Below are 21,358 nucleotides of genomic sequence, written 5' to 3' on the forward strand. Positions count from 1 at the left end.
ATTGGGCTTATTAGGTCAATTAGCCTAATAAGCCCAATTAGTCCTATCATCATAACAAAAAGTTTGATATACTTATCTTATTCTGCAATCTGCACCGTTACACGGCGGTTGAAAGAGATTGGAGACAAGGTTTCTACTCCACCCTTACCAACAGTTGTAATCTTGTTGTTCTCAACACCCATCTTAACAAGCTCGTTAGCAACAACAGATGCACGACGCTCAGATAACTTCTGATTGTAAGCAGCAGAACCTGTTGCACTGTCAGCATAACCCGTCACAAGGAGGTTATTATTATTATCCTTAGCATACTTAGCAAGTGCCTGTACGTTTACGAGGTCTTTCTGAGAAGCAATCGTAGACTGGTTGATCTCGAAGAAGACTGAAACAGGAGTTGTCACCAACTGCTTCACTGACTCAGAAACAGTCTCAACTGGTTTCTGATTTGCCAATTCGTTGCGAAGACGTGCATTCTCTTCTTCTGCATCCTGAAGGCGTGCATTCAGTGCATCGAGTGCTGCCTGATGCTGTACATTGAGAGTTTCTATGTCGGGAGTCTTCTTCCAAGTGCCCTTACCGAGATTGAAGCTCAAACCAACTTCCGCATAAAGGTTATTATCGTGTGATTCCCATCCACGATACTCATTACTCGCATAGGCTGCACCATCAAGGTCTCCCTCATAGCGATTCCATCCTGCTTCAAGGTAAACACGCATTCCCTTACTCACTTTCCAAGAAGACTGAACACCTGCGCTCAAACCCATAGCATAACGGTTAGCTGACATAGAACGACCAAAACCAGCACCAGCAAACGGAACAAGGTTCCATACACGGTTCTCATTGTAACCACAGAGGAGGTTGCTCAGGTTAAACATTACCTGCTCCTGCGCAATCCAATACTTATTGCTATTATCCAGTTGAGAAGCAGGATTGTTGTCAGCACCTACACGCTTCCCCCAAAGACCTTGTATCTTTGTACGAAGACCAATACCAGGTGTGAACCACTTACCAATGGCGAAAGCTGCACCCGGCTTTGAACGGAAGTCCTTCAAAGGACTGATTGCAGCATCACGACCATGCTCTTGGTTAGAATACCATGCGTTCCAGTCTACACCGAGCTGTACAAACCAGTTGCTCCAGAACGAGTTTGTAGCAACACTGTACTTCTCAGTGAGAACTTCATCTTGGGCAAAACTGGTCATAGACACACCAGCCAACGCCAAAACTATCAATAACTTTTTCATAATCTTATTATTTAACGATCTTAACCTATTCTTCTCCTTAATTACTGACCGTGCTTACCAGCAATACTAAGTCTGTTCACAAAGATAATAATTAAAATCTATCAGGATCGCTTTTCCCCAAAATTTACAATTTATTTAACGTTGAGAACTATCAAATAAAGGATTATAGTAAACTGTTAGCCCTATTAGGCTAATTGGATAAATTAGACTAATAGGGCTAATAACAAGAAAGAAAAGACAATCAATTATCGAAGAGATGTTCGATATCAGGCTGCTTCATAATTGCAATTATGGGTTCGCCAGAAGGCGTGTAGTTAACATTACTACAAGCAAAGAGTTCGTTGACGATATTATCCATCTCCATACTACTCAGCACTTGCCCCTGTGGTATGGCTGCATTACGAGCAAGACTCAATGCAAGTGCTTGATCAATTTCCTCCTTTGCACTCGTTCCGCTCTCCATAGCTGAAGCCACCATCTCATTAATCAAAGCAACGACATTCAATCCATCAATACCTGCTGGAACACCATTAACGGCATAACTTCCACCGCCAAGACTATCGAGTTGGAAGCCCATCTCTGTCATTTCTGGAAGTATCTGCTCAAGTTTCATTTGGTCGGATACGGAGAATTGAACCATCTCTGGGAAGAGAACTTTCTGAGAATGTACCTTATGTTCTGACAATTGACGCAGATACTCCTCATAGAGAATACGAATATGCGCACGATGCTGGTCAATAATCATAAGTCCAGACTTCACCGCTGTCATGATATAACAGCCCTTATACTGATAATGAGAGGGTGCCTTGTCTTCTATCAACGACTCTGCAACGGGCTGCATAGCCACTGAAGGAATGATTGTCCCCTCCTCTATTCCAGTGTCTAATGCGTCTGTCTCGCTCTGTTCAAACAGCTTAGACTGACGGATTTCACCGCCAGAACCCAAGCCTGCATAGAGTTCTTCCCAACCGTCTGGCACTGAAGGTTTAGCAGGTTGAGCCGTCTGTTTGAAAGGATTAAAGGACGGATTGACATCAACCTTTGGCGCAGACATTCCCGCATTAGGATTAAATACAGGAATATCAGGCTTCCCCTCTGTATCAAAGTCGATAGCAGGAATATCATTAAAGCGTCCTACAGCCTCTTTGACAGCAGCAAGCAGAATCTGCCAGATAGCTTGCTCGTTCTCAAACTTTATCTCAGTCTTAGTCGGATGGATATTTACATCGATGTTCTCTGCTGGGACATCAAAGTAAAGGAAGTAGGGTACCTGTTCCCCCTGAGGTATCAATCGGTCGAAAGCCGTTATAACAGCCTTATGAAAATAAGGATGTTTCATATAGCGGTCGTTGACGAAGAAATACTGATGGGGAGCTTTCTTACGTGCAGACTCTGGCTTACCAACAAAGCCGTGGATGTGACAAAGACTTGTGTCAACATCTATCGGAAGGAGATCTTGATTGAGTCGCTTACCAAACACTTCAACAATACGCTGACGATAGCTGCAGGAACGAAGACTAAACAGTTCTGTTCCATTACTGTGCAAGGTAAACGATATCTGCGGATAGACCAATACGATACGTTCAAAGGCAGTGATGATATTATTGAGTTCGGTAGTATTCGACTTCAAGAACTTGCGCCGAGCAGGGACGTTGAAGAAGAGGTTTTCTACCGTAAAGTTACTTCCAACAGGACAAGAACAAGGCTCTTGACCAGTAAAGCGACTACCAGCGATAGACAGGTGTGTACCCAAATCCTCACTTGCCATACGTGTTTTCAGCTCTATCTGAGCCACGGCAGCAATGGAAGCCAATGCCTCTCCACGGAAACCCATCGTACGAAGTGAGAAAAGATCGTCTGCCTTACGAATCTTAGACGTGGCATGACGCTCGAAAGAAAGGCGTGCATCGGTCTCCGACATACCCTTTCCATCATCGATTACCTGAATAGAAGTGCGACCAGCATCAACCACCAACACATCAATATGCGTTGCTCCAGCATCAATGGAGTTTTCCACCAACTCCTTAATAACCGAAGCTGGACGTTGGATAACCTCACCGGCTGCAATTTGGTTGGCTACACTGTCTGGTAAAAGTTGTATAATATCACTCATGAATGATTCTATAAAGCTATGAATAAAAATAAGATAAGAAACGCAATAACACCTGCCGAAAGAATCAACGACACCCACATCGCCGTGAAGCGATTACCTCTATGACATAACACCTCAGGCTTTAAAGAACCACTGATTTTGCGCTGTAGCTCCTCTCGATACTTACTTTCCGAGACCTCTTCACCACTCAACTCACGACGAGCACGCTGCTCTAAGTCATTGAGCAGTTCCTTTCGTTCGTCCACATACATATACTCATGGTGAAAACGACGGGGTCGTGATGATTGAAAGAATAGCATTATTATTGTAGAATGTTACTTAAGGAAATGCCTAACGGCTTACTTTTTATCAAATATCGTCACTCTATCTGCTGACGTGGTGGTAATGTCACTCGCGAATTACGTACCGTTGCATTCGTCTTACGTGGAGCCAATCGGAAGATATCATTCTTATCCTTAGGTCGTGCCTCATCGAAAAGTTCAAAGCGAGGTAGCGTCAACTTGTCAGGTGGTATCTGTGTCATTGGACTAATCACGCCATTCGACTTCGACATCCATATCTTTTGCAACTTTCGTATGGGTGATATAAACATCCGAAGTGTGTCTGTCTCCGTATAATTATGTCCAATGAGCGTACTGTCTTTATCGGTATGATAGAAGATTACTTCTACATTTCCCCACGCATCAACACGTCGAAGTGCACCATCAACAAAGTCGGCTCGCATGTCATTAGAGGATATCTGATTATAGTACTTGGGTTCAGGAAGTCTCTCTATTGAGAAAGCATTGCCATAAACAAATGCCTGACGGATAGTAGAGTCATTCATATAAGCCTTGATAGAATCGCCCACCAACTGTCGTGTACCGCTCCAAACGATAGGATAATCATACATCGTCAGACATGAATCCTTAGTATTGGCGACCATAAATCCACATACAGCCTGCACGTCTGTGCGATAAGCACGAACATTGTTCACACCATATATCTCACGATACATCTGTGGAGTGTTCATGTGAAAGCCCTTCATACTAATGGTATCCGCATGAACATAGAGCGTGTCACCTTGTGAAAAGTCCTTGGCTACAGGACCAGGATTACCTCCAAAGGCTATCGCTGCAGAGTCTGTATAATGCAAGTAATCACCATAGAATGCGTGCTTACCCTTATAATCGATGTAGTAGACGTTGCCTTCGCCAGTCCCCTCGTGCGTATTACTATTATAGGTAAGATCACGACCTGTCACCGTGCGTTGCTTTAACTTATCCACAATCTTCACATTTCCTCGTCCAGAACTATAGCCTGTCTTCGCATTATAAGTCACCTCATCACCCGTAATGACACGCTGTGCCTTACGATCATCTATCTTAACATTACCACGTGCGTTACTATGTCCGGTCTTCTCATTATAGAATACATCCTGCCCAATGATTGTACGGTTGTTTGCTTTGTCTACAATCTTCACATTACCATGACCTTCAGCCTCACCAGTTGAACTGTTATAGATAATATTATCACCTTCAACATCCTGCTTAGGAGAAGTGATAGCTGAACGTCCATTAAGTTCCATTTGGTCGGTCTTACTATTGTAGGTACCATCATTTGTATGCACAACCTCACCTTTGGCAGTCTTGATAACCGACTTACCAATGACATGCACCAGACCTGTCTCGGTATTACCATGCGCCTCTGGAGTATTAATACGATACTTTGGCGTAAACATAACCACGTCACCAAAGAAGTTGGCATCGTGTGTTTCTGTATTGTAATCGCCCTGATCGGCAATAACCGTATTACCATTGTAAACCAACGTACCACGTCCACCAAAGTAGTTTGCTACCTTTGAAGCTGTGTTATAATCCAAACTATCACAACGGAGAGACCTACCAGGCTCTCTTGCTATCACCTTGCCACGTATATGAACCATCTGTGCAAAGCCATCATAATGGAGACGTTGGCAATCAAGGGTCACGCCACCAGGACGAGTAATGTGTACACGGCTAAAAGCTTTGAACCAATTTGATTTCTCATTAAAGTAAGCACTATCGCACTTAAGCGTCATTCCCTTATAACGAAAACGAACATCACCTTTAGCAATCATCACATCAGGCATCTCCATCTGATTATGACGTAGATTACTGGCATGGTCAATATAGAACTTATCACCCTTCTTTTCCGTTACATTCTGTGCCTGAAGCGACTGCGATTGCCATAGCCCAAACAGGCATAGAATCATAGTTATCAAGATTCTATGCCCGCAAAATATATCTTTATACCTGTTGTTTATTGTCATTTAAACCAACCTTCGTATTGGAACTTACAATTTCTATATCGAGGATTAATCCTCACATAGGTTTCCTTTACCTTCTTTACAACCCAATCATGGAGAACCTCTTTTCTACGCTTAGCTGTAACGATGTCACGCATAGCTTGGAAATCCTCTGTTATCGTTGCTCTATGTTCTGGCACACGAGCCTTCAACTTCACGATAGCGCACACAACTTTTCCACGAGCATTCACCATCTGGAAAGGCTTTGAAACCTCATCGACCTTCATTGTATCAACGATACGAGCCACTTCTGTTGGCAAATCCTTCATCTTAAAACGTGAGGTACGAGCGTTCTCTGTTGAGTTAACCATCAGTCCATGGTTATTTTTCGTATCCTTATCATCAGAGAGATAAGCCGTTGCATCTTCAAAAGTAAACTTACCATTTCTGATATCCTTACCAATAGAATCCAAACGCTCCTTAGCAGCATCAATAGAAGCTATTGAAACATTTGGTTTCAGAAGAATATGACGAACGTTCACCTTATCGCCACGACGGTCAATAAGCTGTATGATATGATAACCAAACTCGCTCTCAACAACCTTTGAAACCTTCTTTGGATCAGTAAGATTGAAAGCTGCTGCAGCAAAAGCTGGATCGAGCATACCACGTCCCATATAACCCAACTCACCACCCTGACGCGCAGAACCTGGGTCCTCAGAGTAAAGGCGAGCTAAGGTTGCAAAAGAAGTCTCGCCCTTCGTGACACGGTCAGTATAGTCACGCAATTGATTTTTAATACGGTTTACCTCCTCAGTCTCAACCTTTGGCGTTTGTGTAAGAATCTCCACTTCAACCGTTGTAGGAATCATTGGAATGCTATCCACTGGCAACTTCCTGAAGTATTCACGTACCTCAGCTGGTGAAACCTTGACGTCGCTCACCAATTTCTCCTGCATCTTCTGTACGAGTTGACGGTTCTTATAATCGTCATGTAGGTCTTGGCGAATCTGCGTCATACTCTTATTCTGAAATTCCTCGAGCTTCTCCTTTGACCCAATCTGTGGAAGAGAAATCCAGTAGTTAATCTGCTGATCAACACCTTGAGCAATCTCTGACTCTGTTACCTCAATACTATCGAGAGCTGCCTGATGTAGAAACAGTTTCTGAACAGCAATCTGCTCTGGTAGGATACACTCAGGATCTCCATCCCACTTCATACCTTCTGCCTCGCCTTGTAGCTTCATTATCTCTACCTCTGACTTCAAGATAGGTTCATCACCTACAACCCAGATAACCTCATCAATAACGCTATTTGGCTTATCTACCGTAGCAAACTCAGTCTTCACCGTATCAGCCAGAGCGACAGGACCACTTGCACGGAATGCACCAGCATGCAGTCCCATTGCAGTAAGAACTGTACTTGCAAGCAGGACTATTGTTTTTCCTTTATTTATCTTCATTGAAATGCTATATTATCTTAATGCTTATTAACTGTTGAAAGAACTTTCTTGTCAACAACCACTTTATACTTCTTGCGCAAAGCTTCTACCCATGCCTTCTCAAGTTCCTCTTGATAATTAGAAACAACGAGGTCACGCACATCTTCCATTCCCTCTGGTGCCTTTATCTTCTTACCGAACACAGCATCAATAGGGTAACCTGCAACAGGTTTCACAGTCGTCTTTATACCGAAGACATCACGGTCTATCAATGAATTATCACCCTTTCGGAAGATACCCTTCTCCACACGAATACGGATGGTGTTATCAGCATTGAACTTATCACGCAGTTTCTCTGCCCACTGGTTAAAAGGTACATTCTTCACGCATGCCTTCACTGCATCCACATCATCCTTTGTTTTCACATGATAGGCTATACCCTTAAAACGTGGTTCACTCCATTTATATTGTTTCTTATGCTTGCGGAAATAAGCATCGAGTGCCTTTTCATCTTTAGCAGCCTTATCCCATACCTCACGGTTACTCATTTCAATCATCAACAAACCGTCATAATACTCACGGATAAGATTTTTCATATTTGGGTCTTTCTCCTCCAATGAAGCAAGTTTCCTATCTAACAACTGTTCCTGAGTTACAGTCTTTCCTTCACTCTTTACAAGAGAATCGAGCTTCTGATCAACAATCTGTTCACGCAATCCTTGCATCTCGATATACTTCATAATATCAGAATGAAGCGTTTCATAAGTTGGGAAGCTCTCACGACCACCCATCTTAATGATATGATAACCAAAAGGAGAAAGTACAGGAGCACTTATCTCACCTGGCTTCAAAGCAAACAGAGCCTTCTCAAACTCAGGTACTGTCTGCCCTTTCTGAAGATGTAACAACTCACCACCATTCATGGCTGAGTTAACATCAGTTGAATATTTCTTTGCAAGCTCAGCAAAGTTAGCACCGCCTCGAAGAGCGTTATAGATAGAATCTGCCAACTGCTTAGCTGCCTCTTGAGCTTCCTTGTCTGCATTCTGATACAGCCCGATGAGAATATGTGCACAATTCCACATACCACCATTTGCCTCCACCTGCTGCTGTGCCTCACGATAAAGTTTTCGTCCTTCCGCCTCAACATCTGCATCTGTTATAAAGGTAGGACGAATCTGTTGGTTACGATAGCCAAGAAACTCCTTCTTGAAAGAGCTAAGTGTGTCAAGGCATGCATCAAGTGCAGCTTGTACTTTCAGCTTGTAATTAATAAAGAGGTCTACATATTCATCAACACTCTTCTTATCAATTACACCTTCAGCATTATTCTTATTATACGAATACTCAAATTCTGAACGGCTCACCGGCTGTCCATTGATAGTCATTATTGTTGGGTCAGCCTGCCCGTATACCATTGTCGTCAAGAGCAGGAGAGCTGACAGAATTACTTTGAATTTCATTGTTATTATTTTAACGCAGGTACCCTCTCCCCTAAAAACAGGGAAGAGGGTGAATATTTATCGTCTATTTTATTATTCTGGACGAGAATAGTTTGGTGCTTCACTGGTAATAGAAATATCATGAGGATGACTCTCCAATACACCAGCGTTAGTGATACGAGTAAACTTAGCGTTATGCAAGTCTTCGATAGAAGCTGCACCGCAATACCCCATACCTGAACGAAGTCCGCCTACGAGCTGATAGATGACTTCCTGAACTGTTCCCTTGTAAGGAACACGACCAGCAATACCTTCTGGAACGAGTTTCTTAACATCGCCAACATCGTTCTGGAAGTAACGGTCACGTGAACCATTCTTCTGTTCCATTGCCTCCAATGACCCCATACCACGATAGCTCTTGAACTTACGACCGTTGAAGATAATTGTATCACCAGGTGACTCCTCTGTACCAGCAACCAATGAACCTACCATTACGCTGCTACCACCAGCTGCCAATGCCTTAACAACATCGCCTGAGTAACGCAAGCCACCATCAGCAATTAATGGCACACCCGTTCCCTCCAACGCCTTGAAAACATCATAAACAGCAGTCAGCTGTGGTACACCAACACCTGCTACGACGCGTGTTGTACAGATAGAACCAGGTCCAATACCGACCTTAACAGCGTCAGCACCATTGTCGACCAAGAACTTTGCAGCCTCACCTGTCGCAATGTTACCTACAACAACATCGAGGTTAGGGAAGGCAGCTTTCACGTCATGTAACTTACCTATTACACCGGCAGAGTGTCCGTGAGCAGTATCGATAACAATAGCATCAACACCAGCAGCAACGAGTGCCTGTGCACGCTCCATCGTATCATTAGTAACGCCAACACCAGCAGCAACACGAAGACGACCTTTCTCGTCCTTACATGCCATTGGCTTATCCTTAGCTTTGGTAATATCCTTATAAGTAATCAGACCTACGAGACGATTCTCACGGTCGACTACTGGTAATTTCTCAATCTTGTTTTCCTGTAGAATGTGCGCAGCTGCTGTAAGATCAGTCTGCTGATGAGTTGTAACAAGATTCTCCTTGGTCATCACATCGTCAATGAGCTTATCCAAATGGCGCTCAAAACGAAGATCACGATTCGTAACAATTCCAACGAGATGATTATCATCATCTACCACAGGAATACCACCGATATGGTAGTCTGCCATCATAGCAAGCGCATCTTTCACAGTAAGACCCTTGCGGATAGTAACTGGATCATAAATCATACCATTCTCAGCTCGTTTCACAATAGCAACCTGTCGTGCCTGATCCTCGATGCTCATATTCTTATGAATTACACCGATACCTCCTTCACGTGCAATCGCTATCGCCATAGAACTCTCCGTAACGGTGTCCATAGCAGCTGTTACGAAAGGTACATTGAGAGCAATGTTACGTGAAAACTTGGTTTTCAAAACCACCTCTTTGGGCAGTACTTCTGAATAAGCCGGAATTAAAAGGACGTCATCGTAGGTTAAGCCGTCCATCGCGATTTTGTCTGCAACAAATGATGACATAATTGTATTTTAGAAATTTATTGCATGCAAATTTAGCAATTAAAAATCAAACAGACAGGCTTTTTCCTGTTTTTCTCATACCTTATTAAAAGTATTTAATATTTATTCCTTAACATATTCCCTACTTTTCGCCAATGACTGTAAAATCTCAAGCCTACATTCATACTTCCTAAAAGCCAACATATAGATAATAACACACTCATTATCAGACAATAACAAGCATCTATAGATTGTATCAATGAGTGTATAGAATTTATCTGTTGTAGCAGATTGAAAAAACCACTAACTTTGCACTCGTAAACAAGAAACAACAACTTAAAAACATATTAAAGATGAGAACATTAGATTTATTAGGATTAGACGAGAAGAAGGTACAGAACGTAGTAAACGAACTTTCAGTTTTATTGGCAGACCTTCAAGTATTCTACAGCAACCTCCGCAATTTCCACTGGAACGCGAAAGGACATGGTTTCTTTGTATTGCATAGCAAGTATGAGGAACTATACAACGATGCAGCAGAGAAGGTTGATGAGGTAGCAGAGCGAATCCTTCAGTTAGGTAGCAATCCAGAGAGCCGTTTCAGTGAATATCTCAAGGTCGCAGAAATCAAAGAGGCTGACGTTGTTAGTTGCAGCAAAGAGGCTGTTGATTTGCTCTTAGACTACTATAAGACACTGATTACACGTGAGCGTAGAATCATCGAACTTGCTTCAGATGCAAAGGATGATACAACAGTTTCATTGATGAGCGATTTCCTCAAAGAACAGGAAAAGACTGTTTGGATGCTCGTTGCTACAAAGTCACAGAGCTGCGCAGAATAATACAAAAACATTATAAATAGCCAAGAGACTGAGTCAAAAGTAAGGATGCACAGCATGTGCATTTGTCAGAAGGCTTAACTGAAGGATTGAATAGACTTGTAGCACTCCTTCATTAGCACAGACTACTTTTTGATTCAGTCTCTTTCTTGTTTTTTTACATGAAAAGAAAGAATTATTTTTAGAACTTTCTAGCAAATATTTCCCATATGAGTTAGCCATTATCTTCTTACAATAACTCTTTATCATAACCATAAAGGCTCTATACTTTCATCTTCAGCCAACATGTTATTACTCCGCACATATCGTGTTGTTGCCCCGCACATATCGTGCTATTGGTTAACACCATTAGTGCTGAGTGCTAAATCCCTTGCAATATATTACCGATGCGGAGTCAACTTACTACTATCAGCAGCGTAACTACCCTACAACCAAGGCAAAACGAAGTCCTAAAGCATTCGCAATTTGCATAAAAGTAGAAAGTTGCATATCGCTGTTTCCACGCTCGATATTTGAGATATACTCTCTCTTCTTACCAATCTTATCTGCCAACTGCTGCTGTGTCATCTTCTGCTGCTTGCGCTGCTCCTTCAGTAGTTCTGCATAATAGTAAGCCTTGGCACGTGCCTCAAACTCGGTACGCTCCGGAGAATCCTCACATCCAACTTCTTCATTGAGAATATCATCAAATGATTTTAAACGCTTCCACTTTTCTTCATTAATCTTCTTCATATTCAGTTCTCCATTCTTCTAAAAGTTTTACTGCTTTGTTTATTTCGCTTCTATATTGCTTCGTATCCTTCTTCAGAAAAGAATTCAACAAAAGAACCTTAGTCGCAGAGATAATATTTACAGCATCTACTGAAAACACAATAGTTCTATACTCATTTGAAGAAAGGGAAACCCTCATCTCGTATAAGTTCGTATTTTCTAAATGCTTAATAAACTTTTCACTAACAACAGCTTCTGTTTTTAGAATCTGTATTACATAAAGATACTTTTTTCTAACTTTTGGCTCTAAGGATTTTAGAAACTCTAAAAAGGTTCCGTCATCCTTATGTCTCTATCAATTTTCATAGGCAAAGGTAACAAACAAATTACATATATCCATATAAATGGAATGAATTAATTACATTATTAAGATTTATAAAAGGATTATAGCAAACAAAAAAGATTAAGATTCGGAGGTTTGTATGTAGGTTGAAGATATTAAAAGATTTTCGGTTATAGTCTGTAGGGATACACAAACCATGCATCCCTACAGATAAAGAGCAATACACCCATTAGTAATGGTGTATAGTATTAGTTAGCCATCTCTGACAGGAACTTGATGCGTACAAGACGAATTTCTTCTTCACTATAGTCACTGTCAAGTTCTTCCATGGCTACATCAAGACTATCTGTCTCGCTGTCCATAAAGTAATCGTAGATATCGTCTATCTGGTCCTCATCGTATACTTCTTCAAGGAAGTAGTCGATATTGAGTTTTGTACCACTATAAACAATCTCTTCTATCTTTGTCAGCAGATCATCAAAGTCAAGTCCCTCAGCTGTAGCGATATCATCAAGCGGTAACTTACGATCAATACTCTGGATGATCTTAACCTTCTGTATCGACTTCTTAGCCACAGTTCTAACACGCAACTCTTCTGGACGTTCAATATTATTCTCCTCACAATGCTGCTTTATCAACTCAAGGAATTCTTTTCCATAACGTTTTGCCTTACCAGCACCAACACCTTGAATATTCTGCAGTTCCTGTTCGTTAATAGGATACATCATCGCCATCTGTTCCAAAGAAACATCTTGGAAGATTACGTAAGGAGGAATTTCCAACTTACGAGCTATCTTCTTGCGGAGGTTCTTCAACATAGAGAAGAGTTCGGGGTCGAGAACCGCCGTACCCATCATTGGGTCATCATCCTCATCTTCTTCCTTAAACTCTGTATCCATAACTATCATAAACGGCTCTGGCGACTTCATGAATCGCTTACCAGCAGCGGTAAGCTTTAGCAGACCATAATTTTCAACATCCTTCTTTAGATAACCAGCCAAGAGAGCCTGACGTATGACAGGATTCCATATCTTGGGGTTCTCATCCTCACCTTCTCCAAAGTCATCCAACTCATCATGCTTATGATCTTTCTGATCGTCGGTAGCCCTACCCCGCACAAAGTCAATAACATACTCTTGACGGAAGTTCTCCTTTAGTGTCTTCACAGCTTTAAGAACGATGAGGAGTTCTTTCTGAGCTTCTATCTTTGTCTTTGGATGCAAACAGTTGTCGCACATAGAGCAGTTACACTTTGGGTAGTCTTCACCAAAGTAATGTAACAGCATCTTACGACGACAGACAGAAGACTCAGCATAGGCTTCTGTCTCTTGCAACAACTGACGACCAATATCTTGTTCTGCAACAGGTTTTCCCTCCATAAACTTCTCCAGTTTATTGAGATCCTTCTTAGAATAGAACACAATACAGATACCCTCTTCCCCATCACGTCCAGCTCGTCCCGTCTCTTGATAATAGCCTTCAAGGCTCTTTGGTATATCATAGTGTATGACAAAGCGTACATCTGGTTTGTCAATACCCATACCAAAGGCTATCGTGGCTACGATGACATCCAATTCTTCCATAAGGAAATCATCCTGCGTCTTAGAGCGTGTCTCTGAATCGAGTCCCGCATGATATGGAGCTGCCTTTATGTCATTGGCTTGTAAGATGGCGGCTAACTCTTCCACTTTCTTACGTGAAAGACAATAGATAATACCACTCTTACCTGCATGCTGCTTAATAAACTTGATGATCTGCTTATTTGTATCGTCATCACTCTTCTTCGGACGTACCTCATAATAAAGGTTCGGACGATTGAAAGAGCTTTTGAACTCGGTACAATCCTCAATGCCTAAGCTACGCACAATGTCTGTACGCACCTTATCAGTGGCTGTAGCTGTCAGTGCAATCACAGGCGCAGTACCAATCGTTTCGATAGCACAACGAATCTTACGATACTCTGGTCGGAAATCATGCCCCCACTCCGAGATACAATGTGCCTCATCAATAGCATAGAAACTAATCTTCACAGACTTCAGGAACTCCATATTCTCCTCCTTATTCAAAGACTCTGGAGCAACATAGAGCAACTTTGTACGTCCTGAGACAACGTCTGCACGCACTTGATCAACCTCAGCTTTCTTCAAAGAAGAGTTGAGATAATGTGCCACACCATCTTCCTCGCTGATTCCATTGATAACATCCACCTGATTCTTCATCAATGCAATAAGCGGAGAAACAACTATCGCTGTTCCTTCCATTATTAATGAGGGAAGCTGATAGCAAAGACTTTTGCCACCACCTGTTGGCATCAATACGAAAGTATCGTGTCCGGCAAGAAGATTACGAATAATAGCTTCTTGGTCGCCTTTGAACTTGTCAAAGCCAAAGTAGTGTTTTAGTTTTTCGGTAAGATTGACTTCTTGTGTCATGTTAATAGCGGGTATATTCCAATCCTTTAGGTTATGTAGGAATAATACAACCCACTGATACGACTTTTCTTCACACCAGTAGGCTGTATTTATAGGGTTTTATGAGACTGACTTCGATTTCTGAATATGTGCCTTGTTAAGTTGTTGACGAACGTATTCTTCAGTCACTTCAAACGACTTAATGCGTCGTGATGGTACGTCAAACATAGCATCCATCATCACAGCCTCAACAATTGAACGCAAACCACGAGCGCCGAGCTTATACTCTACGCCCTTGTCTACGATATAATTTAGTGCTTCTTCGGTGAAAGTTAGTTTAATACCATCCATACTGAACAGCTTGATATACTGCTTCACGATAGAGTTCTTTGGCTCAACAAGAATCTTACGTAATGCCTCACGATCAAGCGGATTAAGATAGGTAAGCACTGGCAAACGACCAATAATCTCAGGAATAAGACCGAATGACTTCAAGTCTTGAGGAAGAACATACTTCATCAAGTCGTTTTTATCTATCTTAGCAACGTTTTGCACAGAGTTGTAACCAACCGTGTGTGTGTTCAATCGCTGTGCTATCTTACGTTCAATACCATCGAATGCACCACCACAAATGAAGAGGATATTGCGAGTATCAACGTGTATGTAATCCTGATCAGGATGCTTACGACCACCCTTTGGAGGCACGTTCACCATTGTTCCTTCCAAGAGTTTCAACAAACCCTGCTGTACACCCTCACCGCTTACATCACGCGTGATGCTTGGGTTATCACTCTTACGTGCAATCTTATCTATCTCGTCGATGAAGACAATACCACGCTCAGCCGCTGGCACGTCATAATTAGCAACCTGCAACAAACGTGAGAGGATACTCTCAACGTCCTCGCCTACGTATCCAGCTTCTGTGAATACGGTCGCATCAACAATCGTGAAGGGCACATCAAGCAACTTAGCTATGGTGCGAGCGAGCAATGTCTTACCCGTTCCCGTAGAACCAACCATAATAATGTTGCTCTTCTCAATCTCTACACCATCATCGTCCTTTGGTTGTTGTAAACGCTTATAATGGTTATAAACAGCTACCGCAAGATAGCGCTTCGCTTCATCCTGTCCAATGATATATTCATCAAGATATTTCTTGATTTCCTTTGGCTTTGGAACCTTCTTGAGCGTAAAAGCCTTATCTTCGCCATTCTGACCTTGTGACAACGCACCTGTCTGCACGGCGATATTATAAGCCTGCTGCGCACAATCCTCACAGATATAGCCGTTCAAACCAGTGATAAGGAGTTTTACTTCCTTCTCGCCACGACCACAAAAACTACATTTCTTTTGGGGCATTATTATCCTTTACTTTACTTCTTCTGAAGCGTTATTTACTGGTTTTCTCATCAGGACCTCATCAATCATACCATACTCCTTAGCTTCTTCAGAAGTCATCCAGTAGTTACGGTCACTGTCGTTCCACACCTTATCGAAAGGTTGATGAGCGTGTTCACTAATGATTGTATAGAGTTCTTTCTTAAACTTCTGAATCTCTCGTGCTTCGATTTCAATATCAGAAGCCTGACCCTGTACACCACCTAATGGCTGATGAATCATCACACGACTATGCTTCAGGGCAGAACGTTTACCCTCCTTACCTGCAACGAGCAATACAGCTGCCATAGAAGCTGCCATACCTGTACAGAGCGTAGCGACATCACTGGAGATAAACTGCATGGTATCGTAGATACCCAAGCCTGCTGTTACGCTTCCACCCGGAGAGTTAATATAAATTGATATATCCTTACCCGGGTCTACAGAGTCCAAATAAAGCAACTGTGCCTGAATTGTATTGGCTGAATAGTCATCCACCTGCGTTCCGAGGAAGATGATCCTCTCCATCATCAAACGTGAGAAGACATCCATCTGAGTTACATTCAGCTGACGCTCCTCAAGGATATATGGGTTTAGATACTGTGCTTGTGCTCTCATCACGTCATCAAGTACCATACCATTCATCCCAAGATGCCCTACGGCATACTTTCTAAATTCGTTCATTGTTTTCCTTTCTATCTAATTTAATATGACAAAAATAGAGGTTATCGACCTCTCTTATCATTGTCATCTAAACAAACACCATGCCACTCAGTGCGACATTTGCCTGCATATCTAAAGCAAAGATAAGCAAAAAAATCGATAACCCCTATATATAAAGGAAGATTTTTCTAAAAATATTACTCGCTTACAAGTTTGTTGAACTCCTCAAGACTTACGGTCTTAACGTTCAGTTTAACAACCTCCTTGATAGCTGCAGCAAGCTTGCGATCAAGAGCTGCTTCAACGAAAGAATCTATATTCTCACGTTTCTTCAGCATCTCATCAGCATAACCATTCAGATAATCCTCTGGAATATTGGTCATACCATACTGAGCAAACTGTGCACGTGCCATCTGACGAGCGCTCTCACGAACATCATTGTCATCAACCTTAATATCGTTGTCCTTAGCCAACTGCTCCTTAATCAGGTGCCATGTCAACTCCTTGATGCTCTGTGCATAGTTCTTCTCTACAAACTCTTCACCCTTATCCTGATTGTTAGCCAACATAATACGCTTCAAGATAGCATCTGGGAAAGTCAACTCACCAACTTTCTTCTCGCAGTATGCGCGAAGGTCCTGAATAAACTTGTAGTTAGAATCACCCTTCAACTGCTCTGCCAAACCGTCAGCAATTGCCTTACGGAAAGCTGCCTCATCCTTGATATCAGCATCCTCACCGTAAACGCTCTTCCAAAGCTCTGCATTGTTCTCAGCCTTAACGAAGCGTGAAATCTCAGTAATCTGATAAGAGAAGTTACCCTTGTGCTCAGCAACCTCTTCTTTCTTAATCTTCAGGAGTGAAGAAACCTCGATATCATTATCTGGGTAAGCTGCTGTTGGGTTAAAGATAATGATGTCACCAAGTTTAGCACCATCAAAGAGCTTCTTCTGATCCTCAACCTTGATATACTGTGGCATCAATGATGCGCCCTCAACGGTGATACCACCCTCGAGTGTATTTCCATTCTCATCCAACTCACGGAGGTCACCTTTCAACATATCGCGCTGCTCAGGATCGAACACCTCAGCCTTGTCATAGTGACCAGAACGGCTTTGGAACATCTCAACCTGCTGATCAATCAACTTGTCATCAACAGCAATCTCGTAGTAGTCAATCTTGTTCTTGCCATTCAACTCAATCTTAAACTCTGGTGCAACAGCAATATCAAACTTGAACTCATAAGGTGCTGGTTTCTCCAAGTCAACTGCTTCCTGAGACTCAGAACCCATTGGCTGACCCAACATCTGAATCTTGTTATCAGCGATATATTTCTGGAGGTTCTCACCAAGAATTTTATTGATAGCATCCATCTTAACCTGTGAACCATACTGACGCTTAATCAGCCCCATAGGTACCTGACCCTGACGGAAACCAGGAATGTTAGCACGCTTGCGATAATCCTTGAGAGTTTTCTCTACCTCATCCTTGTAATCAGCTTCCTCAACGGTGATGGTCATCAAGCCATTCACTTTGTCGGGATTCTCAAATGAAATTTTCATCTTTGACGTTATATATTTATGTTTATTATTATTTATCAAAAACACAAGTTCACAAGAGAGCACAATTACCCCCTATAGACTTTGAAGTGCAAAGATACTTAAAAAATCGCATAACCTTATAATATATATGTGGAAATTTGTTTTTTTAACCAAGATAATATGCTACTTAAGCCTACAACTGGTTTTGTTTTTTTATCAACAAAGTTGCTTACAGCCAACTCTTTATAGTATTTTGCCGTAAGCAGCTTTTTATTTTGCACTTACTCTTTATATCTGAAAGGCTCCTTTCTCGAATTATTTTCATGAAAATAAATATTTATGGTCGTGAAGAAAAATATTTCTTTTCATGAAAAAAAATATTTTTCTTCATGAAAATAATTCGCAACTTACTTACTCTTGCATAAACAAAGGCGCAAAGAATGCTTTATCTTTGCGCCTTTCTGATGGCTAATATAGCCTATCTAAAAGAGAGGATATATTCCTCTTATAAACCGTTTGCTTCTTCCTGCGCACGTTTACGCTGGTCAAGCAACTGAAAGTCTTTCTTCTGAAGAACGAAATCAGTACCAAGATACTTCTCTTTCACAATCTTATTGGCTGCCAACTCCTCCGGTGTACCTTTGAAAAGGATGCGTCCCTCAAAGAGAAGATAGGCGCGATCGGTAATATTCAACGTCTCATGAACGTTGTGGTCAGTGATAAGAATACCGATATTACGGAACTTCAAACGCCATACAATGTGCTGAATATCCTCAACAGCAATAGGGTCGACACCCGCAAAAGGCTCATCAAGCATGATAAACTTTGGGTCGATAGCTAAACAACGAGCAATCTCACAGCGACGACGCTCACCTCCTGAAAGGCGGTCACCGAGGTTCTTACGCACTTTCTCCAAACGAAACTCGCGAATAAGACTCTCCATCTTATCAATTCGTTCCAGCTTAGATAGCTTTGTCATCTCCAAGACACTCATAATATTATCTTCCACGCTCATCTTACGGAAAACACTCGCCTCTTGTGGCAGATATCCAATACCAGCACGGGCACGCTTATAAACAGGAAAGTTGGTTATCTCCTGATCGTCAATATACACATGTCCCTCATTTGGTACAACCAATCCCGTTGTCATATAGAACGATGTGGTTTTTCCCGCACCATTTGGTCCAAGCAATCCCACAATCTCACCTTGTTTCACATTGATGCTCACACCATTGGCAACGGTACGCTTTCCGTAACGCTTCACCAGCTTTTCTGTACGAAGAACACTCCCATTGCCTCTTGGGCGTACAACAAAATCATCTAACTCTGACATAGTTTTCTCTTTTAAGCTATCGCTGCAAAATTACGAAATAAAAAGCAGATAGCAATCATAAAGACGTGAAAAGAAACAAAAGAACAACATAGATAAAAGAATCACGAAGTACTTACGCTTCTGCAGAAAAGTCTCCTTGTAAAGGTTTGAAAGATACTAATATTATCCTAAGAGTACGCTGCAAGAATGCCAAAGATACTACCTAAAACAAGGGAAAGCACCCTGTATGACTATTAAATAATGTCTTTCTTTTCTCTTTCTGTGATATTTTGGTTAATTTTGCACTTTGAACATCAAATAGAAAGATCATGCTTTTATTCAAGTGGCTGAACATTCTCGGTAATTATCTTATGTTGATGGGACGCTCATTCAGTCGTCCGGAACGAATGAGAATGTTCCTAAAGCGATATGTTAAAGAGATGTCTCAATTGGGTGTCGACTCAATCGGAATCGTGTTACTCATCTCTTTTTCATTGGAGCAGTTATATGTATACAGATAAAACTTAACGTGCAGAGTCCTTGGATGCCTCATTGGGTGTCGGGTTATGTGACACGTGAGATTATGCTTTTGGAGTTCTCCAGCAGTATCATGTGCTTGATTTTATCGGGCAAGGTAGGGTCAAACATTGCATCGGAATTAGGAACAATGCGTGTGACACAACAGATTGACGCCTTAGAGATTATGGGTATCAACTCTGCCAGCTACCTCATCTTGCCAAAGATTATGGGACTCATCACAATCATGCCATTCCTTGTCATCTTCTCAGCAGCAACAGGTATCATTGGAGCATATGCCACAGCCTACCTTGCACATATCATCACACCAGTAGATTTGACTGCTGGTTTGCAACACGATTTCAACTCATGGTTTATGTGGATGAGTATCATCAAAGGATTCTTCTTTGCCTTTATCATTGCAAGCGTGTCGTCATATATGGGCTACACGGTAAAAGGCGGAAGTGTTGAAGTAGGAAAGGCATCTACAGATGCTGTCGTCACCTCAAGCGTCCTGATACTCTTCAGCGATGTTTTCCTCACACAGCTGTTGAGTTAAACCTCCCCCAACCCCTCCAAAGGAGGGGAGATGAGAGAGAATAAATCAACTCTTGAAAGTTAATACGAACTAATTAATAAGCCCATCTTCCCCCACAAGTAAGCAGATTGGGCTCCCCTCCTTTCGGAGGGGTCGGGGGAGGCTCTATGATTGAAGTAAAACATCTATTCAAATCATTCGGCGAAAAAGAAGTGCTGAAGGATATCAACACCGTTTTTGAAGACGGAAAAACAAATCTCATCATCGGACAGAGTGGTGCGGGTAAGACCGTTCTGATGCGTTCGCTCACAGGACTCCTCGACCCAACGAAGGGCGAAGTGCTCTATGACGGACGTAACTTTGTCAACATGACAAAGAAAGACCAAATTCTCATGCGCCGTGAGATGGGTATGATTTTCCAAGGGGCAGCCCTCTTCGACTCGCTCACAGTACTGGAGAATGTTCGTTTCCCATTGGATATGTTCTCGGAAATGACCGCACAGGAACGTGACAAAAGAGCAAGGGAATGTCTTGATCGTGTGAACCTAACTGGTGCCGAAGAGAAGTTCCCTGGTGAGATTTCGGGTGGTATGCAGAAGCGTGTTGCTATTGCAAGAGCCATCGTTATGAACCCAAAGTATCTGTTCTGCGATGAACCTAACTCTGGACTTGACCCAAAGACGTCATTGGTCATTGACGAACTACTGACAAGTATCACTCGTGAGTTCAATATGACGACTATCATCAACACCCATGATATGAACTCAGTGTTGGGTATTGGTGAGAATATCATCTTTATTGCAGATGGTAAGATAGAATGGAAAGGTGATAAAAACACTGTCATTACATCGGAAAATGAGAAGTTAAACGACCTCGTCTTTGCCTCAGACCTTTTTAAGAAAGTCAAGAACATAGAAAAGGAAAATATACCATAAAGTCGTCCACCTTTCTTTATAAGTTCTGAAGAGAACACTTTATTGGCACTCCCACAACACAACCCAACTAAATAGAAAAGTCCTCCCGCTTATTTCTTTCAACCCTTTTAG

16 protein-coding genes and 1 pseudogene are annotated in these 21,358 nt (G+C 42.0%); 3 read left to right on the forward strand and 14 right to left on the reverse strand.

What is annotated here, in order from left to right:
* Nucleotides 1–77 precede the first annotated feature (77 nt).
* From J5A56_RS13170 to guaB, 7 genes are all read right to left on the reverse strand, one after another.
* The gene (locus tag J5A56_RS13170) at nucleotides 78–1,241 is read right to left on the reverse strand and encodes an OmpA family protein (RefSeq protein ID WP_021670509.1); all 1,164 of its coding nucleotides are present in this window, start codon (nucleotides 1,239–1,241) and stop codon (nucleotides 78–80) included.
* Between the two features lie 241 nt (nucleotides 1,242–1,482).
* Complete coding sequence (gene mutL, locus J5A56_RS13175) at nucleotides 1,483–3,354, reverse strand: DNA mismatch repair endonuclease MutL (RefSeq protein WP_021670508.1); 1,872 nt, start codon at nucleotides 3,352–3,354, stop codon at nucleotides 1,483–1,485.
* Between the two features lie 8 nt (nucleotides 3,355–3,362).
* A complete protein-coding gene (locus J5A56_RS13180) occupies nucleotides 3,363–3,653 on the reverse strand; it encodes a hypothetical protein (protein ID WP_036918407.1) in 291 nt (96 codons plus the stop codon).
* A 59-nt stretch (nucleotides 3,654–3,712) separates the two neighbouring features.
* A complete protein-coding gene (locus tag J5A56_RS13185) occupies nucleotides 3,713–5,587 on the reverse strand; it encodes an OstA-like protein (protein WP_036918405.1) in 1,875 nt (624 codons plus the stop codon).
* Between the two features lie 53 nt (nucleotides 5,588–5,640).
* Nucleotides 5,641–7,083: a peptidylprolyl isomerase gene (locus tag J5A56_RS13190; protein WP_021670505.1), complete on the reverse strand. Its 1,443-nt coding sequence runs from the start codon at nucleotides 7,081–7,083 to the stop codon at nucleotides 5,641–5,643.
* 17 nt (nucleotides 7,084–7,100) lie between these two features.
* Nucleotides 7,101–8,525, reverse strand: coding sequence for a peptidylprolyl isomerase (locus J5A56_RS13195; protein WP_021670504.1), 1,425 nt, complete (start codon nucleotides 8,523–8,525; stop codon nucleotides 7,101–7,103).
* A gap of 72 nt (nucleotides 8,526–8,597) precedes the next feature.
* Entirely contained in the window at nucleotides 8,598–10,082 is a 1,485-nt protein-coding gene (guaB, locus tag J5A56_RS13200) for an IMP dehydrogenase (RefSeq protein ID WP_021670503.1), read from the reverse strand.
* Between the two features lie 332 nt (nucleotides 10,083–10,414).
* On the opposite strand from guaB, the gene J5A56_RS13205 reads away from it, so the two are divergent.
* Complete coding sequence (locus J5A56_RS13205; protein WP_021670502.1) at nucleotides 10,415–10,903, forward strand: Dps family protein; 489 nt, start codon at nucleotides 10,415–10,417, stop codon at nucleotides 10,901–10,903.
* Between the two features lie 417 nt (nucleotides 10,904–11,320).
* Here J5A56_RS13205 and J5A56_RS13210 read toward each other — a convergent pair whose 3' ends face one another.
* The 7 genes from J5A56_RS13210 to lptB all read right to left on the reverse strand — a co-directional run bounded on the left by J5A56_RS13210 (nucleotide 11,321) and on the right by lptB (nucleotide 19,279).
* On the reverse strand, nucleotides 11,321–11,632 hold the full coding sequence (locus tag J5A56_RS13210; RefSeq protein WP_021670501.1) for a helix-turn-helix domain-containing protein: 312 nt from the start codon (nucleotides 11,630–11,632) through the stop codon (nucleotides 11,321–11,323).
* Nucleotides 11,619–11,885, reverse strand: coding sequence for a type II toxin-antitoxin system RelE/ParE family toxin (locus J5A56_RS13215; RefSeq protein WP_036918401.1), 267 nt, complete (start codon nucleotides 11,883–11,885; stop codon nucleotides 11,619–11,621). Before J5A56_RS13215 ends, J5A56_RS13210 begins: the two co-directional genes overlap by 14 nt.
* A 317-nt stretch (nucleotides 11,886–12,202) precedes the next feature.
* Complete coding sequence (gene recQ / locus J5A56_RS13220; RefSeq protein WP_021670499.1) at nucleotides 12,203–14,386, reverse strand: DNA helicase RecQ; 2,184 nt, start codon at nucleotides 14,384–14,386, stop codon at nucleotides 12,203–12,205.
* A gap of 99 nt (nucleotides 14,387–14,485) precedes the next feature.
* A complete protein-coding gene (clpX, locus tag J5A56_RS13225; RefSeq protein WP_021670498.1) occupies nucleotides 14,486–15,724 on the reverse strand; it encodes an ATP-dependent Clp protease ATP-binding subunit ClpX in 1,239 nt (412 codons plus the stop codon).
* 9 nt (nucleotides 15,725–15,733) lie between these two features.
* Nucleotides 15,734–16,426: an ATP-dependent Clp endopeptidase proteolytic subunit ClpP gene (gene clpP, locus J5A56_RS13230; protein WP_021670497.1), complete on the reverse strand. Its 693-nt coding sequence runs from the start codon at nucleotides 16,424–16,426 to the stop codon at nucleotides 15,734–15,736.
* Nucleotides 16,427–16,602: 176 nt separating this feature from the next.
* A complete protein-coding gene (tig, locus tag J5A56_RS13235; protein WP_021670496.1) occupies nucleotides 16,603–17,967 on the reverse strand; it encodes a trigger factor in 1,365 nt (454 codons plus the stop codon).
* A gap of 484 nt (nucleotides 17,968–18,451) precedes the next feature.
* The gene (gene lptB, locus J5A56_RS13240; RefSeq protein ID WP_021670494.1) at nucleotides 18,452–19,279 is read right to left on the reverse strand and encodes an LPS export ABC transporter ATP-binding protein; all 828 of its coding nucleotides are present in this window, start codon (nucleotides 19,277–19,279) and stop codon (nucleotides 18,452–18,454) included.
* A 308-nt stretch (nucleotides 19,280–19,587) separates the two neighbouring features.
* Here lptB and J5A56_RS13245 point away from each other — a divergent pair.
* Together J5A56_RS13245 and J5A56_RS13250 are read left to right on the forward strand one after the other, a co-directional pair.
* Nucleotides 19,588–20,333: pseudogene (locus J5A56_RS13245) on the forward strand (MlaE family ABC transporter permease).
* A 146-nt stretch (nucleotides 20,334–20,479) separates the two neighbouring features.
* Nucleotides 20,480–21,247, forward strand: a complete 768-nt coding sequence (locus J5A56_RS13250; RefSeq protein ID WP_021670492.1) for an ABC transporter ATP-binding protein — start codon at nucleotides 20,480–20,482, stop codon at nucleotides 21,245–21,247.
* The last annotated feature ends 111 nt before the right edge of the window (nucleotides 21,248–21,358 follow it).

The organism is Prevotella melaninogenica (genome assembly GCF_018128065.1).
Classification (GTDB): domain Bacteria; phylum Bacteroidota; class Bacteroidia; order Bacteroidales; family Bacteroidaceae; genus Prevotella.

What these genes read in the sequence shown, in the direction of transcription:
- J5A56_RS13170 (WP_021670509.1), bottom strand. Translation starts at nt 1,241, where the DNA reads ATGAAAAAGTTATTGATAGTTTTGGCGTTGGCTGGTGTGTCTATGACC.
- mutL (WP_021670508.1), bottom strand. Translation starts at nt 3,354, where the DNA reads ATGAGTGATATTATACAACTTTTACCAGACAGTGTAGCCAACCAAATT.
- J5A56_RS13180 (WP_036918407.1), bottom strand. Translation starts at nt 3,653, where the DNA reads ATGCTATTCTTTCAATCATCACGACCCCGTCGTTTTCACCATGAGTAT.
- J5A56_RS13185 (WP_036918405.1), bottom strand. Translation starts at nt 5,587, where the DNA reads ATGATTCTATGCCTGTTTGGGCTATGGCAATCGCAGTCGCTTCAGGCA.
- J5A56_RS13190 (WP_021670505.1), bottom strand. Translation starts at nt 7,083, where the DNA reads ATGAAGATAAATAAAGGAAAAACAATAGTCCTGCTTGCAAGTACAGTT.
- J5A56_RS13195 (WP_021670504.1), bottom strand. Translation starts at nt 8,525, where the DNA reads ATGAAATTCAAAGTAATTCTGTCAGCTCTCCTGCTCTTGACGACAATG.
- guaB (WP_021670503.1), bottom strand. Translation starts at nt 10,082, where the DNA reads ATGTCATCATTTGTTGCAGACAAAATCGCGATGGACGGCTTAACCTAC.
- J5A56_RS13205 (WP_021670502.1), top strand. Translation starts at nt 10,415, where the DNA reads ATGAGAACATTAGATTTATTAGGATTAGACGAGAAGAAGGTACAGAAC.
- J5A56_RS13210 (WP_021670501.1), bottom strand. Translation starts at nt 11,632, where the DNA reads ATGAAGAAGATTAATGAAGAAAAGTGGAAGCGTTTAAAATCATTTGAT.
- recQ (WP_021670499.1), bottom strand. Translation starts at nt 14,386, where the DNA reads ATGACACAAGAAGTCAATCTTACCGAAAAACTAAAACACTACTTTGGC.
- clpX (WP_021670498.1), bottom strand. Translation starts at nt 15,724, where the DNA reads ATGCCCCAAAAGAAATGTAGTTTTTGTGGTCGTGGCGAGAAGGAAGTA.
- clpP (WP_021670497.1), bottom strand. Translation starts at nt 16,426, where the DNA reads ATGAACGAATTTAGAAAGTATGCCGTAGGGCATCTTGGGATGAATGGT.
- tig (WP_021670496.1), bottom strand. Translation starts at nt 17,967, where the DNA reads ATGAAAATTTCATTTGAGAATCCCGACAAAGTGAATGGCTTGATGACC.
- lptB (WP_021670494.1), bottom strand. Translation starts at nt 19,279, where the DNA reads ATGTCAGAGTTAGATGATTTTGTTGTACGCCCAAGAGGCAATGGGAGT.
- J5A56_RS13250 (WP_021670492.1), top strand. Translation starts at nt 20,480, where the DNA reads ATGATTGAAGTAAAACATCTATTCAAATCATTCGGCGAAAAAGAAGTG.